The organism is Streptococcus mitis, assembly GCF_946190065.1.
GTDB classification, from domain to species: domain Bacteria; phylum Bacillota; class Bacilli; order Lactobacillales; family Streptococcaceae; genus Streptococcus; species Streptococcus mitis_DE.
Genome location: NZ_CAMHZD010000016.1, coordinates 1 through 14,688 on the forward strand (window position 1 = coordinate 1; position 14,688 = coordinate 14,688).

General features: G+C 41.9%; 11 protein-coding genes and 1 pseudogene. All 12 read right to left on the reverse strand.

The features are described from left to right. Window positions 1-76: 76 nt before the first annotated feature. Window positions 77-1,129 carry a HAMP domain-containing sensor histidine kinase gene (locus OCF96_RS07585; protein WP_084862149.1) on the reverse strand — a complete coding sequence of 351 codons (1,053 nt, stop codon included), beginning with the start codon at window positions 1,127-1,129 and terminating at the stop codon, window positions 77-79. Beyond that, complete coding sequence (locus tag OCF96_RS07590; protein ID WP_084862147.1) at window positions 1,126-1,824, reverse strand: response regulator transcription factor; 699 nt, start codon at window positions 1,822-1,824, stop codon at window positions 1,126-1,128. The genes OCF96_RS07585 and OCF96_RS07590 overlap by 4 nt, the downstream gene beginning before the upstream one ends. 123 nt (window positions 1,825-1,947) lie before the next feature. Then, window positions 1,948-4,509 (reverse strand): SSURE domain-containing protein, encoded by a 2,562-nt coding sequence (locus OCF96_RS07595; RefSeq protein WP_261446841.1) that lies wholly within the window; start codon window positions 4,507-4,509, stop codon window positions 1,948-1,950. A gap of 115 nt (window positions 4,510-4,624) precedes the next feature. Then, on the reverse strand, window positions 4,625-5,641 hold the full coding sequence (locus tag OCF96_RS07600) for a glycosyltransferase family 2 protein (protein WP_000771883.1): 1,017 nt from the start codon (window positions 5,639-5,641) through the stop codon (window positions 4,625-4,627). A gap of 310 nt (window positions 5,642-5,951) precedes the next feature. Next, window positions 5,952-6,617 carry a potassium channel family protein gene (locus OCF96_RS07605; RefSeq protein ID WP_261446842.1) on the reverse strand — a complete coding sequence of 222 codons (666 nt, stop codon included), beginning with the start codon at window positions 6,615-6,617 and terminating at the stop codon, window positions 5,952-5,954. Window positions 6,618-6,630: 13 nt separating this feature from the next. Beyond that, window positions 6,631-8,010 (reverse strand): TrkH family potassium uptake protein, encoded by a 1,380-nt coding sequence (locus OCF96_RS07610; protein WP_261446843.1) that lies wholly within the window; start codon window positions 8,008-8,010, stop codon window positions 6,631-6,633. A gap of 33 nt (window positions 8,011-8,043) precedes the next feature. Further along, a complete protein-coding gene (locus OCF96_RS07615) occupies window positions 8,044-8,808 on the reverse strand; it encodes a nucleoside phosphorylase (protein WP_261446844.1) in 765 nt (254 codons plus the stop codon). 301 nt (window positions 8,809-9,109) lie between these two features. Beyond that, entirely contained in the window at window positions 9,110-10,048 is a 939-nt protein-coding gene (locus tag OCF96_RS07620; RefSeq protein WP_070842785.1) for an ATP-grasp domain-containing protein, read from the reverse strand. Window positions 10,049-10,062: 14 nt separating this feature from the next. Continuing rightward, the gene (locus OCF96_RS07625; RefSeq protein ID WP_261446845.1) at window positions 10,063-11,313 is read right to left on the reverse strand and encodes a dicarboxylate/amino acid:cation symporter; all 1,251 of its coding nucleotides are present in this window, start codon (window positions 11,311-11,313) and stop codon (window positions 10,063-10,065) included. 387 nt (window positions 11,314-11,700) lie between these two features. Next, complete coding sequence (locus OCF96_RS07630; RefSeq protein ID WP_261446846.1) at window positions 11,701-12,258, reverse strand: sugar O-acetyltransferase; 558 nt, start codon at window positions 12,256-12,258, stop codon at window positions 11,701-11,703. 106 nt (window positions 12,259-12,364) lie between these two features. Then, window positions 12,365-13,219: pseudogene (locus tag OCF96_RS07635) on the reverse strand (VOC family protein). 141 nt (window positions 13,220-13,360) lie between these two features. Beyond that, a complete protein-coding gene (locus tag OCF96_RS07640) occupies window positions 13,361-14,545 on the reverse strand; it encodes a DUF4767 domain-containing protein (RefSeq protein WP_261038700.1) in 1,185 nt (394 codons plus the stop codon). Window positions 14,546-14,688: the final 143 nt, after the last annotated feature.

The following is a 14,688-nucleotide window of genomic DNA, read 5'->3' on the forward strand; positions in this document are numbered from 1 at the left end:
CAAAATACAAAAAAGAACTAACGGAATTTTCCGTTAGTTCAATATTTTCTATTTACCTCAAAACACTAGACACTTACTAAGCTTTATTTTCATCGCCAAAGAGATTGAGAAGGAGGGTAAAGGTGCTTCCGATGCCGTACTGGCTGGTAACTGTGATTTCTCCACCCAATTGATGGGCCAATTCACGCGCAATCGCAAGTCCTAAGCCATGACCACCTGTTTTCATATTACGCGAAGTTTCGACACGATAAAGGCGTTTGAAAATATTCTCCAAATCCTCTGGAGCAATGCCCTGTCCCTCATCGGTCACACTGATTGAAAGCTGATTATTCTCCACCTTAGCCACCACTTCCAGTTTGGTTCCTGGTGCTGAGTATTTAAAAGCGTTATTGACCAGATTCACCAAGATACGAGAAAGTTTGGCATAATCTCCTTCAATCCGGGCAGACTCTGGGATTACCTGCAAATGGACATCTCGCTCCTCCTGCTCAATCAAGAACTGAAATTCACTCATACACTCAATCAAGAGCTGGTCCAGAAAAATGCTGTCTTTGCTGGTCGTTTCCACCTGATTTTTAACCGTATTTAGAGTCAAGAAATTCAACTCCTCAACCAATTTATTGAGTCTTTCCGTCTGGCGCCCAATGGTTGCTAGATAATGGTCCTGTTCTCCTTCCTTGATAACCCCATCCAAAATCCCTTCTACCGTCGCTTGGATTGAAGTGATGGGGGTCTTGATATCATGCGACAACTGGGCAATCATCAAGCCCTTTTCTCGCTCGCTTTCTTCCAAGGAATCAAAGGTGGCCTGCAAATCATGGGACATTTCATTAAAAGCTTGCCCTAATTGCTGAAATTCTACAGGTCCTTGAACCTCCAGATTTGAAGGAAAATCCTTGTCCGCTACCCGCTTGGCATGTTCCTTGAGCTTGCCCAATGAAGTAAAGACCGGCGACAGGAGAAAGAGACTAATCCCAGCACCGACAAGGCTGGCAACGATGGTCATTCCAAGCAGAAAGTAAATCTCGCTTTTCTCAATCAGCATTTTTTGAACAGCCCAAAAAACCACGATAATCGTTAGGAGTGTTGAAATGATATACCCCACTAAAATATAACTTTTTAATTTCATTGACTACCTCGTGCTTTCTCAATTTTGTAGCCCAAGCCCCAGACGGTTTTGATGGTGGGTGTTTCTGCACTGGCATGTTTAGCCAACTCCTGTCGAAGAGCATGAATATGAACATTCAAGGTATTGGTATCATCCACATAGTCTTCTTGCCAGACCTTTTCATAGAGGTCTGTTTTAGAGAAAACGCGCTCTGGATTGCTAGCTAAAAGCCATAGAAGTTCGAAGGATTTTACTGTCAAATCAAGCGCCACATCTCCGACTTGGACCTCATGACTACCGTGATTCATCCGTAAATCCCCGAGACTGACGACTTCTGACTCACCTCCACGATGAAGGCGACGCAAGATATTGTGGACACGCAAAACCAGTTCACGAGGGCTAAAGGGCTTGGCAATAAAGTCATCTGCTCCTAAGCTCAGACCATAAATCTTGTCCTGCTCACTGGTCTTAGCCGTGATAAAGAGAAAAGGCTGATCTGGAGATTGATACTGGACCTCGCTAATCAAATCATAACCATCCATCCGAGGCATCATGATATCTGTAATAATCAAATCAATTGGTTTTCGCTTGAAGATTTCTAAGGCCTCTACCCCATCATGGGCCACCAAAACCTGATACCCTGCCTGAACCAGATAGCGTTGATGAATATCTGTGATTTCTACCTCGTCGTCAACGAGTAAAATTGTCTTTCCCATCTGTCTCTCCTTTGAAAAAAACAGTGCTATACCACAATAGTATAACACTATTTTAATCTCTTTACGAACATTCTAAACGATATCTGGATTTTTCATATCCTAGATAGAAAGTCTGTAGCTAGACTAGTCATTTTCCTCTTTTTTAGCTTTCAAGCCGAGTCCACCTAGCAGGCCGGCCAAGGCTAATCCAAAGAATCCAAGAGTAGCCATTGATGTTTGGGCTTCACCAGTATATGGAAGCATGTCTTTTTGGTCTTTCATTTGAGCAGCCATCATTGGACTTGACACCTTGTTAGTAGATGCCATCTTGCCTTCATCAGGCATTTTACTTGAGGTTACCATAGGCTGGCTAGCATTCATGGTTTTGTCCTGCTCTTTGTTAGGCATCATCTTATCTTGGCTAACAGCTGGCATTTTAGATTTCATATCATTGAGGGACTTATACCCATTCAAGTTCACTGTCAATTCTTTAGTCGCTACAAGATTGCTCAAATCAGCCTTGCCGTCTTTCGCACCATACACTTTGATGGTAGCTTTATAGCTTTGAGTACCGTTTTGTTTCAAGAGGTCAAGAAGTTCTTTATCAGATTTTCCTTGAGTGCCTGCCAAGTCTACTTCATAGAAGTAGAGGCCTTTGCCCAATTTTTCTACTGGTGGAAGAGCGGGGTTTTTAGCTGAACCATTGTCTGACCATGGAGCCTTGTCGGATGCTTTCAAGATAAGGCGAGTTAACATACCGTCACCAGCGAAGAATTCGTATGGAATGACTTGGTTGACACCAGCTGTGAATGGACCAGGGAAGTTGGCTTTATCCAAGTAAGTTGCTGGAACGTCCACTGTGTCTTTAGTATTATCAGCTACGCCTTTTTGGACTTCAGCTGGAGTAGTTAAACCATTCAAGTTGACATCCAAATTTTTAGTCGCGACGAGATTTGTCAAATCAGCCTTGCCATCCTTCGCACCGTACACTTTGATGGTTGCCTTGTAGCTTTGTGTACCATTTTGTTTCAAGAGGTCTAGAAGCTCTTTATCAGATTTGCCTTGGGTACCAGCCAAATCCACTTCGTAGAAGTAGAGGCCTTTGCCCAATTTTTCTACTGGTGGGAGAGCTGGATTTTTAGCTGAACCGTTGTCTGACCATGGAGCCTTGTCTGAGGCCTTCAAGATAAGGCGAGTCAACATACCGTCACCAGCGAAGAATTCGTATGGAATAACTTGATTGACACCGGCTGTGAATGGGCCTGGGAAGTTGGCTTTGTCCAAGTAAGTAGCTGGGACATCTACTGTATCTTTGGTATTGTCAGCCACGCCCTTTTGCACTTCAGCTGGAGTAGTCAAGCCGTTCAAGTTGACATCCAAATCCTTAGTCGCTACAAGATTAGTTAAATCAGCCTTGCCGTCTTTGGCACCGTACACTTTAATAGTAGCTTTATAACTTTGAGTGCCGTTTTGTTTCAAAAGGTCTAGAAGCTCTTTGTCAGATTTGCCTTGGGTACCAGCCAAATCTACTTCATAGAAGTAAAGGCCTTTGCCCAATTTTTCTACTGGTGGAAGAGCTGGATTTTTTGCTGAACCATTGTCTGACCATGGAGCCTTGTCTGAGGACTTCAAAATCAGACGAGTCAACATACCGTCACCGGCGAAAAATTCGTATGGAATGACTTGGTTGACACCGGCTGTGAATGGACCTGGGAAGTTGGCTTTGTCCAAGTATGTAGCTGGAACATCTACTGTGTCTTTAGTATTGTCAGCCACACCTTTTTGCACTTCAGCTGGGGTGGTTAAGCCATTCAAATTGACATCCAAATCTTTTGTCGCTACGAGATTTGTCAAATCCGCCTTGCCGTCTTTCGCACCGTACACTTTGATAGTAGCTTTATAACTTTGTGTACCATTTTGTTTCAAGAGGTCAAGAAGATCTTTATCTGATTTGCCTTGAGTTCCTGCCAAGTCTACTTCGTAGAAGTAGAGACCTTTGCCTAAGTTTTCTACTGGTGGAAGGGCGGGATTTTTAGCTGAACCATTGTCTGACCATGGAGCCTTGTCGGATGCTTTCAAGATAAGGCGAGTCAACATACCGTCACCAGCGAAGAATTCGTAAGGAATGACTTGGTTAACACCGGCTGTGAATGGACCAGGGAAATTGGCCTTGTCTAAGTAAGTGGCTGGCACATCCACTGTGTCTTTGGTATTGTCAGCCACGCCTTTTTGCACTTCAGCTGGAGTGGTTGCTGGTTGAGCTTCATTTGCTTCACGGTCTTGTCCAGCAACTGTAGGCGCAGGATTTGTCGCAGGTTTAACCGCATCCTCTGTTTCTTTCTTAGATTCTGATTTTGCTTGCACTTCTTCTTTTGGCGCTACCACTTGGTCTTTATCAGCTACATTCACTTTTTCTGGAGAGCTTGTAGCATCCAAGCTTGCTTTAGGTGTTGCGTCTGCCTGTTCTGAAGGAAGAGCTGTATCGACTGCTTCTTTGAGAAGTTCTCCTGGCAAGTCGCTCTTTTCACTCACCGAAGCAGCGTCTGGCACGACTTGGGCAGGAGTTGGATTGACCACATCGGCACGTACAGAACTTGGCTGACCAACTAGGACAAAAAAGCCACTGGCTACAACAACTGAGGCAACACCGACACTAAGACGGCGAATAGACCAACGTGTATATCTTTGATTTGGATTGAATTTCATAGGATTCTCCTTAGAGTTTTTCTTTATTTGATGACTCTAGTATAATCTCCTAAAATTAAAAAGGATTAAGAAAAAGTTAAAATTTTTCTTAAATCCCTCTTATAAAATACTTATATTAATTAAATCCATAAACAGATTTGGTGATTTGATAGACGACATTAGAAAGTTTGCGAGCTGGTAAGACTGAATGTTTGGTCAAACGGCTGAGCATGGTCTTGCGAATGGCCTGAAAGACCTCTGGATTTTCCTGTTGAATATAGGTCCACAGCTCCCGTTTTTTAGCCAGATGCTCCGCTGTTCCTGCTCGGTTAAGCAAGGCACTGGAAATAACCGTCGTAATCTCAATATGATTCAGCAGGTATTCTCTCATTTTGGGGTGGCTTACTTGGGACAAATCAAGCTGGTCTACCAAGAGTCGATTGACCTTGAGTTGCTGGTCAATGCGTTTAATCATCACTTGCTCATTGACAGACTGATCCTCACGCCCAATCAAATAACGATAGAAATCGACAGGTAGATAGTACATGGTCTTGACCTGCTGAAGGGGAGTAAAGACAAAGAGATTATCGACATAAAAAGTATGCTCAGGTAGTTGGAACTGACTTGCTCGTAACAAATCTGTCCGGTAAATCAGCGAGTGCATCATGATATACTGGCCTTTTGAGAAATTTCCGACCTGGTCCCAGCCAAAAATCTGCTGGACAGGTAAGACTGACTCGTAACTCATACTCTTCTTACGAGACTGGCCTTCCTTTTCATAGACAAAATTGGTCACAAAGGCATCCACCTCTTGACCTTCACTTTCTAGTTCCTGCAAGGTCTCCAAAATTTTCAGGTAAGCGCGAGGATCCACCCAGTCATCACTATCAACTACTTTAAAATAGCGCCCAGAAGCCTCTGCCAAGCCACGATTGACAGCTCCACCATGGCCCTTATTTTCCTGATAAATGGCTCTAACGATGTTAGGATACTTGCTGGCTAAACGCTCAGCGATTTCCTGAGTCTGGTCCTGAGACCCGTCATTAATAATCAAAATCTCAACTTGCTCACCACCAATCACTAGCGACTCCACGCAGTAATGAAGATAGGCTGCGGCATTATAGCTAGGAATGGCGATAGACAATAACTTCATAATCTACTCCTTTAGGGGACTGATTTTTTCTTATACTCAATGAAAATCAAAGAGCAAACTAGGAAACTAGCAGCAGGTTGCTCAAAATACTGTTTTGAGGTTGTAGATAAGACTGACGAAGTCAGTCACATATATACGGCAAGGCGACGTTGACGTGGTTTGAATTTGATTTTCGAAGAGTATTACTCTCTCTTGTCACTTCTTTCTATTTTACCATAAAGTCCAGCTTCTGAAGGACTTTTACTAGAATACAAGGGTTTCTGGTATCTATTTGCTATCTAGGACATCAAAAAAGAGGGGATTCCCCTCCTTAGGAATTTAATTCTGCCAAGTCATCTAGATACTGGTTGTTAATGACCGCCAAGATATAGGCATCTGCCCTCAAGAGGTCATTAGGGCCAAACTGGACATCCAAGGGTGAATTTTCTTGTTCACGAAATCCTAGGATATTGAGGTTATATTTTCCACGTAAATCTAGCTGGCTCAGGCTTTGACCTGCCCAGACACTCGGAATTTTCATCTCTACGATAGACACATTTTTATCCAGCTGAAAGACATCAACATTGTTATGAAAGAGAATGGTCTGCGCTAGAGACTGCCCCATTTCATACTCAGGTGAAATCACCGAGTCAGCACCGATTTTTTCTAGCACCTTCTTGGCTGTCTGGCTTTTGACCTTGGCAATAACCTTTGGTACGCCCAAACTCTTACAATGCATCACTGCAAGCACACTCGACTCCAGATTTTCCCCTGTTGCAACGACAACTGTATCACAAGTATCAATCCCTGCGGTTCTGAGAAGTTCCTCATCTGTAATATCGCCCACAACTCCACGCGCCAAAACGGGCTCAAATTGATTGATGCGCTCGGCGTGGTCGTCAATGGCAATGATATTCATATCTTGCTTGGCTAGGGCTGTCAGGACACTACTCCCGAAAATCCCCAAACCTAAAATTCCAATCGTACGATCTGACATCGTTCTTCCTTTCTTATCCAATACTAATATCTGCTTTCATATACTGAATCAAATCTTTCTTATCAGGCTGATAATCCGCTAGACTAACCAGCAAGGTCAAAGGACCGATACGGCCAATAAACATGAGCACCATGACAATGCTGAGAGCTAGCTTGCCCAATTCTGGTGTCAGATTTGCCGTTACCCCAACTGTCGCAAGGGCTGAAATGGTCTCAAACATAAGGTAGATAAAGCGCGGTGTTCCTTCTGCTGTAATTCCCAGCAACACCAAGCCCAACAGGAAGGTCATCAAAAAGATAATGAAGACACTAAAAGATTTTTGGACTGTGCGAGCCTCAATGGTTCTCTGCGCAACATTGGCATGAGGTAAGCCCAGCAATTCACTACGCGCAAAGACCAATAAGACAAAGAAAGTCGTAATCTTGAGCCCCCCAGCCGTCCCTCCAGGCGCCCCTCCGAGAAACATCTGTAAGATATAGATAAACAAGGTCACAGGCCGAGCTTGAGTGTAGTCAATAGAAGCAAAACCGGCCGTTCTCATGCTGACGGTTTGGAAAAAGCTAACCAGCACTTTCTCTGAGACACTGAGATTGCCAATGGTTCCTGGATTGTGCCACTCCGTAAAGAGTGTGGATACTGTCCCAAACAGCAAGATCCCTGCAGTCAAGAAGAGAACCAGCTTGGTGTGGAACCGCAAACGGCGTTTTTTCTTCTTGTCAAACTGGGTTGCCAAGTCAAACCAAACCATAAAGCCGAGCCCCCCCGTGATAATCAAGCCAGCAATGACCAGATTGATCAAGGGATCCGTCTGAAAAGCCACTAAACTGCTACTTCCGAAATTATCAAAACCAGCATTACAAAAGGCTGAAATGGCTAAAAAGATAGAGGTGAAAATGCCTCGTCCCCAGCCGAACTCAGGAATAAAACGGAAACTAAGAAGAAAAGCTCCCAAACCCTCTACCAGAAAAGTCGTCAAAAAAATGGAACGCATAAAAGACTTCAAAGACTTACTTTCCCCATAACTAAAACTCTCCTGAATGGTTTCACGACTACGCAGACTAAGCTTTTGCTTGCCTTGGATATAAAAAATCCCGATAAAGGTCATGAGCCCCAGACCACCAATCTGTATCAAGAGCATACAAATCAACTGCCCCCAGACATTATAGGTAGTAGCTACCGGTTGCGTAAAAAGACCAGTCACACAGACCATGGACACCGTCGTAAAAAGATGGTCAAAATAAGTGGCCTGAGAACCACTTGCCTGAACAAAAGGCAAACTCAAAAGAAGAGAGCCTATAAAAATAACTCCAGCGAAACTCAGAAAAATCCGACGAGCTGGCGAAAGTCCACCCAAGGCTCTTTCAATTTTTTTCACAAATAATTTGAATAACATACATCCATTGTACCATAAAAAGAAGGAGAGTAGCTAGATCTGAGAAGTTATCTCAAGGCAGAGTTCCAAGGCCTTCTCAAAAGCTTCTGAACCCCAGTCACGACTATCGTACTGGTCCAAGTCTGCTAAGGAATCAGCTGTGAACAACAATTCTCCCCAGAGAACCCCACGCAGTTGGGCTACTGCCGCAAGCGCAGAACACTCCATCTCCACAACAGCACAGCCTTCTCCCTTGCGATAAGCCACCTTTTCAGCCGTTTCTCGGTAAAAACCGTCGGTCGTCCAGGTCATGACTTCTTCATAGGGAATCCCGCTGGCTTCCAAAACTCGCTCAATAGCAGCAATAGCCTCTGGCTGCATTTCCATATAACGAGAAGGTGCCACATAGTGATAACTAGCTCCTTCATCTCGTAGAGCGCGAACGGGGACTAGAAAGACATTTTCCTCTATATCAGCCAGCACACCACAGGTTCCGGTGGAAATAATTTGCTCCACACCGTAACCAATCAACCAATCCATAAACTGGGCTGCTGGAGCGGAGCCGACAGGTGCCTGAGCCAGACAAACCTCCTTGCCCTTGTAGCTCATGACATAGACTGGATAGGTCTTGGTGGCAGAAACGAACTCACCAACACAGTCCGCCCCTACTTCCCTCGCATAACGGTCAATCTCCTCACCTAAAAAAGCATAGACACACTTCTTGGGCAAGTGCAAGTCCAGCCCCTCGTGATTGGGCATGATAACCGCCTGAGGATTGTCATCAAACTCTAAAATAGGAATCGCATGTTTCTGAATCATAACCCACCTCCTCTAATTTTGTACTATTGTATCAAAAGCTGACCGAGTGTCAAGGAGGGGGGTGATGAACTGAGGAGAAAAAATCTCAGTATTCTTGGAATTCTCGATACTAAGTAATTTTATAAATCATAAGGAATTAGAGTAAACATTACAAACGTAGCCCCTCTGTAATTAATCTTCAGAGGGGACGTTATATATTAGTAGTTGTTGCTGATAACTGTTACCTTGAAAGAAAAGTATTTATGTCGCACTCTATCTGGAAGTTGTTATCAAATTTTTAAAAGATTAACTTCCAAGATGATCATTCACTATAAAGAGCTTCTAACTCCCTCTTTAAATATTCAGCTAGATGTTGATGAGCAAAGATGTCAGCATTCTGTTCCGCTGTAGGATTATAGTTTGTATTGGTATTTACATCATACACATAAATATCTCCGCTTTCTGATTGAACCCATTCTATAGCTGCCACATCAATATGAGCATTTTTAAGGAAGGCTTCATAAGCTTCTTTTTGAGATTCTGGTAGAGGTTCTGTAATTTGGAATTTTTCAGAAGTTTCCAGTTGTTCTGGTCTCTTACCGATTTGACAACCATCTGCTGGACAAAGTTGGAAACCATCTGAAGAATCAATTGAAACAGTATAAAGGAACTTCTGATTGATAAACTCTGAACGACGGATACGACCATCACTTGGTTTAATATAAGCCTGCAACAAGGTAATACCATCTACTGAAGGTTCAAAAGCAGAACTGTTAACATAAGCTTCTAGTTCTTCTTCATTTTGGAAAAGTTGCACTCCTAATCCCTTTCCCGCTCTATTATGCTTGGTAATCAAAGGATAGATATTCAATTTTCTTGCTGCTTCAATAATATTTTCCGGTCCCAAAACAGCAACTGTTGCTGGAGTCTCAATACCAGATTCATTTAATTTCAAATATTGTTTTACCTTACTGATTTCTAAATTGATGGCTCCCGTTCCATTAACTACTTTACGTCCATGAGCCTCTAGCCAAGTAAGCACCTGCTCCGTAAACTCTGGTGCATAGCGATGCCCTCTTGTATGAGAAGATGCGGACATCCTATTATAAAAAATTCCTTGTGGAGGTGGGCTTTGAAGATCTAATATCCCACTCGATAGATCCCATAATTCATAAGGTACTTGTATTTTTTCTAACCATTTTACTAAATGCTGTGTCCATTCAATATTTTCATGAATCACATAAACTTTTGCGTTACTCATAACTCATATCTCCTTTAAGAAAAATTAACTGACAATTGATGTTGCTTGTCTTCTTCTAAACTATAACCTTCTGTTTTTTCAATGACACTGACTGTTAAGATTTGACCCAAAACATTAATCATTGTACGGCCAGCATTTACAAAGAAATCAACTGCAAAAATCAAGGCCACTCCTTCTACTGGCAATCCAAGCTGGGGTGCTGCTGCCAACAAAACTACGATAGCTCCTGATGGAACAGTAGCTGCAGTTTTCCCAATCAAGGTCAAAAGTAAAACTGTAAATAAGAGGCTTGATAATGAAAATTGGATACCGTAGGCATGTGCGATAAAAATAGTAGCTACTGAAAAATAGACAGCTGCTCCTTCTAGATTAAAGGTATATCCTAAAGGGATAACCAAATCAATCGTATTCTCATCATGTCCCTGTTTCTTTAAATCCTTCAATAGGGACGGCAACACAACACTCGAACTACCTGAAATAAATGCTAGAGTCAAGAGGCTCCAATTTTCACGAAAAGCAGTCAAATATGGAACTTTAAAGATAGAGGCAATCAGAGGGAAAATAACTAAAATGAGAACTCCATAAGCCAAATAAGTTCCGATAACAAATTGACCAAGTCCAACCAACTTATCAATTCCTGTACTAGCGACATCTTTTGCAATAAAGCCAAAGATTCCGATAGGAGATAATTTTACAATAACAGTTACAATTTTATAAATAGCTTCAATCCAGATCTGGAAACCTTCAAGAATTTTTTTGGTTTTATCACTCTTCAAGCTACCAATTCCATAACCAAGAAAAATAGCAAAAACAATAATTGGAAGAAGAGATCCTTCTGAAATTGACTTCACAATATTTGAAGGAATAAAACCAAGTAAAAACTCACTCAATTGGACATTATTAGCTATCCCATCGATATTACCACCAGTTTGGCCAATATTCACACCTTGTCCAAATCCCAAATAATAACTAGAAAATACAAATAATAAAGTAATCACAGTTGTAACAGCAAAAAAGTAGAGTAAGGTCTTCGTTAAAATTTTACCAAACGATTTTTTTCCAATAACACTAGCCACTGCAACTACTATAATTGGAAATATCAGTGGAATAATGACCATGTTCACCAATTTAATAAACGCTTGTCCTAGAAATTGATAAAAATCTGCAAATTGTGGCCAGATTACTGCAAAAATAACACCTAAAATCAAAGCTAGCAATAATTGCAAACCGAGTGAAAGTTTTGACCATAAATTAACTAATTTCATAAAATAACCCCTTTGCTTTTATTTGCTAATTATTCTACTACGAATCTTCTAGCTTGACTAATATATATTTTCTATTGTGACCATAAAAAAGATTTATGACAATATCTCAAAGTGTCGTCATATCTATTTCGCTATCCATTATGAATTTTTTAGGTTAGACAAACACCACCATCTAAACTACTCAACTGTATGGAGCAATTCCATAATGATAAAGAAGAGTGACTTCAAGTATCAAACCTACAAAAAGAGGCTGAGTAAAACGTCTTTAAAATCAAAAAACGCATAATATCAGATGTTGAATTGAACAGCCTTGATATTATGCGTTTTATTGTTGAAAGATTTACTTCATTTTTCCTGAAATTGAGTTTTTCCCAACCTCTTCTACTTCTATTTAACAGGTATCTCCTTAATCACGCGCGCAGGATTGCCAGCTAGGACAACATTGTCTCCGAAGGACTTGGTGATTACAGCTCCTGCTCCTGCAACAACGTTATTTCCCAGTGTCACTCCAGGAAGGACAATGACGCCACCACCAGCCCAGAAATTATCTCCGATTGTGATAGGCTTTCCGTACTCGATACCTGAATTTCGCTCCTGCGGATCTAGTGGATGGAGTGGGGTTAAAAACTGACAATTGGGACCAATCATAGCATTGTCCCCGATGCGAATCGGACAAACATCCAGCATGGTCAAGTTCCAATTAGAATAAAAATTTTCCCCTAGATGGATATTGACCCCATAATCGACCACCAGGCGTGGATTGACAAAGATATTTTGTCCAGTTGAGCCGAACCAAGTCTTGATGATTTCGACTCCCTTCAAGGGATCTTCTTCCTTGTTAAAGGCAGACTGTTTTTGGCGAGAAGCCTGAGCCAAGGCTCGCAATTCTGGATCCGATGAACGGTAAACCTCTCCCACTATCATTTTCTGGTATTCACTGGTCATTGTATTCTTCTCCTTGTTCCCTACTATCATATCAAATTTTCTACATATCTGACTAGGATAAGGAGTACTTTCTACAGTTTATGCTCTGGTTTTCATCACATTCGGTCTATCTCGCTAAACGAACACGGGTCACGATTCCGTCTGGGTCTGTGATTTCCAACTGGCTCGATGTCAGCCATTTGATTGGTGCATCAACTTCTTGTGCTTTCTGCGCAATCGTTAACAGTTCTTCTTTACTAGCGACCTCAATGACATAGTAGGCTAAGCCTGGCAAGCCTTGCTTACGTGAAGCCAGCCTTTTTCCTCCCCATTCATTGACTGCTAAATGATGATGGTAGTCTCCAGCTGCAATCCAACTAGCGCTAGGCACACTGAATTTATCCACTATCCCTAACACCTTTTGATAAAACTGGCTGGACTTTCGACTATCCTTGACGGAAAGATGGATATGCCCCATTCTCGTACCCTCTGCTAAAGTAAAGGGCTCTACTCTTTCCCCCAACTCATAGATATCCTGTGCTGCAAGGGCCTCAGTGACCCCTATAATACGACCGTCTTCTCGAATATCCTATGTGGAAACCGGCTTATCTCGATAGAGTTCAATGCCATTTCCCTCCAAATCCTCCAAATAAAGGGCCTCACTGTAACCGTGGTCTGCACCGCCGACAAGAGAAATCTGTAAATCTGTCAGGTGTTTCAAGACATCAGCCAAAGCCTTGCGTGTCGGCAAAAGAATAGCCAGATGGTAAAGACCATAATGTTCCCTTACTTCACCGCTCTCTTGTGCTTGAATCAAGTGTACCAAGGCTTTTCCTCCAAGTCCCAGAACGGCCTCTGTCTCAGTTTGAGATAAGATTTCTAAACCAATAACTTGCTGATAAAAGGCTGTTTGACTCGACAAGTTCTTTACATTTAAAACTTCCTCTGCCAAATAAATGTGACTCTTGTATTCATAGGTCATAAATGGTTCTCTTTTTTAGTTGTAATGCTTTTTGTTACAACTATTGTATAATTCCCATCAAGAAAGTCAAGCCAGACAACTCGAAGTATCTCCCTCAGCAAAAAACAATCCCAGAAAAAATCTTCTAGGATTGTTTTGTATTTATTTTACTAGACTAGCAAAGTTATTTCTCAAATCAACGTTTTCTGTGGGATTGAGATACATCTTATCACCATTGGTCGTTGGTGAGTGGAAAACGATTCCTTCGCCAGTGTCTGTAATAGCAAAGAAGTAATTGTGAACGGTTGGATAGTTATCCCAATTACTGTAGGTCTCTACAATGCGATATTTGGCAGTACCACTACCTGTTTTTGAATATTCCGCATCTAGTTTGCTACCATCTTTCCAGTAAAGCATGTCAGCTCTAATGTTACCAACTGCGATTCCTTTTTGATAGTTAGGTTGACCCATTTCATCACCCCAACTCTTCATAAAGCTTGCTAAAGCAGCGGATTTATCAGCTGTCCAAGGACCGGTTTCTTCTGTTTTGGAAGGAGTCGTTTCCTTGACTTCTTTCTTGCTTTCACTCGATGAACTGCTAGTACTGCTACTACTTGCTTCCGATTTAGAAGAAGAGGAAGAGCTAGCACTCGTTTCTTCCTTAGCTGGGGTAAATTTAAACTCTTCCCATGTAAACTTGTCTGCCGTAACTTCGTCAGCTTCTGATTTACCAAAGTTCTCAAGCAATTTCTTATCCGTAATCTTGATAGACTTGCTATCCACTTTTGTAGGTCCCTTGGCACCTTCTAGTTTGTAAAGAGTTCCTTCCCCTTCACCTGATCCAGAAGACCAAGTCAAAGCCAAGACCTCACCTGTCTTAAAGAATTTCATCGAGCTACGAGCACCACCATGCCCTGCTACATAATCCTCTGCTAGCAGGGTTGGTTGACCTTCTTTGAGATAATACAAACCTGTAAAGAAGTAATTCTTCCCTGCGGTTTGGCTACCTACCAACATTTCAGACTGGCCATCTCCATCTAAATCTAGGAAAGTATAACGTTGTTTTGAAGGATCTGCTGCAGCTGCTTCGATGACCCATGAGTTTATCATATGGTCAGATTTGTGAAGCTTGGCTTCGATATCTGGAGCCTGTTTCTTACCAGAAGACAAGATAACCTCATAATCCTCAAAAACACTCTTATAAAGGTCTTCTGCCTTTGTCTCATCCTGCTCCTTAGAGCCACCAAAAAAGTTTTTCAAAGGCTCTGGTAAAGCAATTGAACTACAAGCAGTCAAGCAGGTTACTGACAGAGCCATAGCCAACCCTAACATCCATTTCTTTTTCATAACACTATTTTTCCCCTTTTTCTCCTTTTTTATTCATTATATAAGAAGGACTGGAAAAAAATGCAATTAAAATCCTTAAAAAGTTTTTGTAAACTGTAATAAGATCAGATTTATTTATATATCTACAGAAAAAGGAGAGGATA

What these genes read in the sequence shown, in the direction of transcription:
- OCF96_RS07585 (WP_084862149.1), bottom strand. Translation starts at nt 1,129, where the DNA reads ATGAAATTAAAAAGTTATATTTTAGTGGGGTATATCATTTCAACACTC.
- OCF96_RS07590 (WP_084862147.1), bottom strand. Translation starts at nt 1,824, where the DNA reads ATGGGAAAGACAATTTTACTCGTTGACGACGAGGTAGAAATCACAGAT.
- OCF96_RS07595 (WP_261446841.1), bottom strand. Translation starts at nt 4,509, where the DNA reads ATGAAATTCAATCCAAATCAAAGATATACACGTTGGTCTATTCGCCGT.
- OCF96_RS07600 (WP_000771883.1), bottom strand. Translation starts at nt 5,641, where the DNA reads ATGAAGTTATTGTCTATCGCCATTCCTAGCTATAATGCCGCAGCCTAT.
- OCF96_RS07605 (WP_261446842.1), bottom strand. Translation starts at nt 6,617, where the DNA reads ATGTCAGATCGTACGATTGGAATTTTAGGTTTGGGGATTTTCGGGAGT.
- OCF96_RS07610 (WP_261446843.1), bottom strand. Translation starts at nt 8,010, where the DNA reads ATGTTATTCAAATTATTTGTGAAAAAAATTGAAAGAGCCTTGGGTGGA.
- OCF96_RS07615 (WP_261446844.1), bottom strand. Translation starts at nt 8,808, where the DNA reads ATGATTCAGAAACATGCGATTCCTATTTTAGAGTTTGATGACAATCCT.
- OCF96_RS07620 (WP_070842785.1), bottom strand. Translation starts at nt 10,048, where the DNA reads ATGAGTAACGCAAAAGTTTATGTGATTCATGAAAATATTGAATGGACA.
- OCF96_RS07625 (WP_261446845.1), bottom strand. Translation starts at nt 11,313, where the DNA reads ATGAAATTAGTTAATTTATGGTCAAAACTTTCACTCGGTTTGCAATTA.
- OCF96_RS07630 (WP_261446846.1), bottom strand. Translation starts at nt 12,258, where the DNA reads ATGACCAGTGAATACCAGAAAATGATAGTGGGAGAGGTTTACCGTTCA.
- OCF96_RS07640 (WP_261038700.1), bottom strand. Translation starts at nt 14,545, where the DNA reads ATGAAAAAGAAATGGATGTTAGGGTTGGCTATGGCTCTGTCAGTAACC.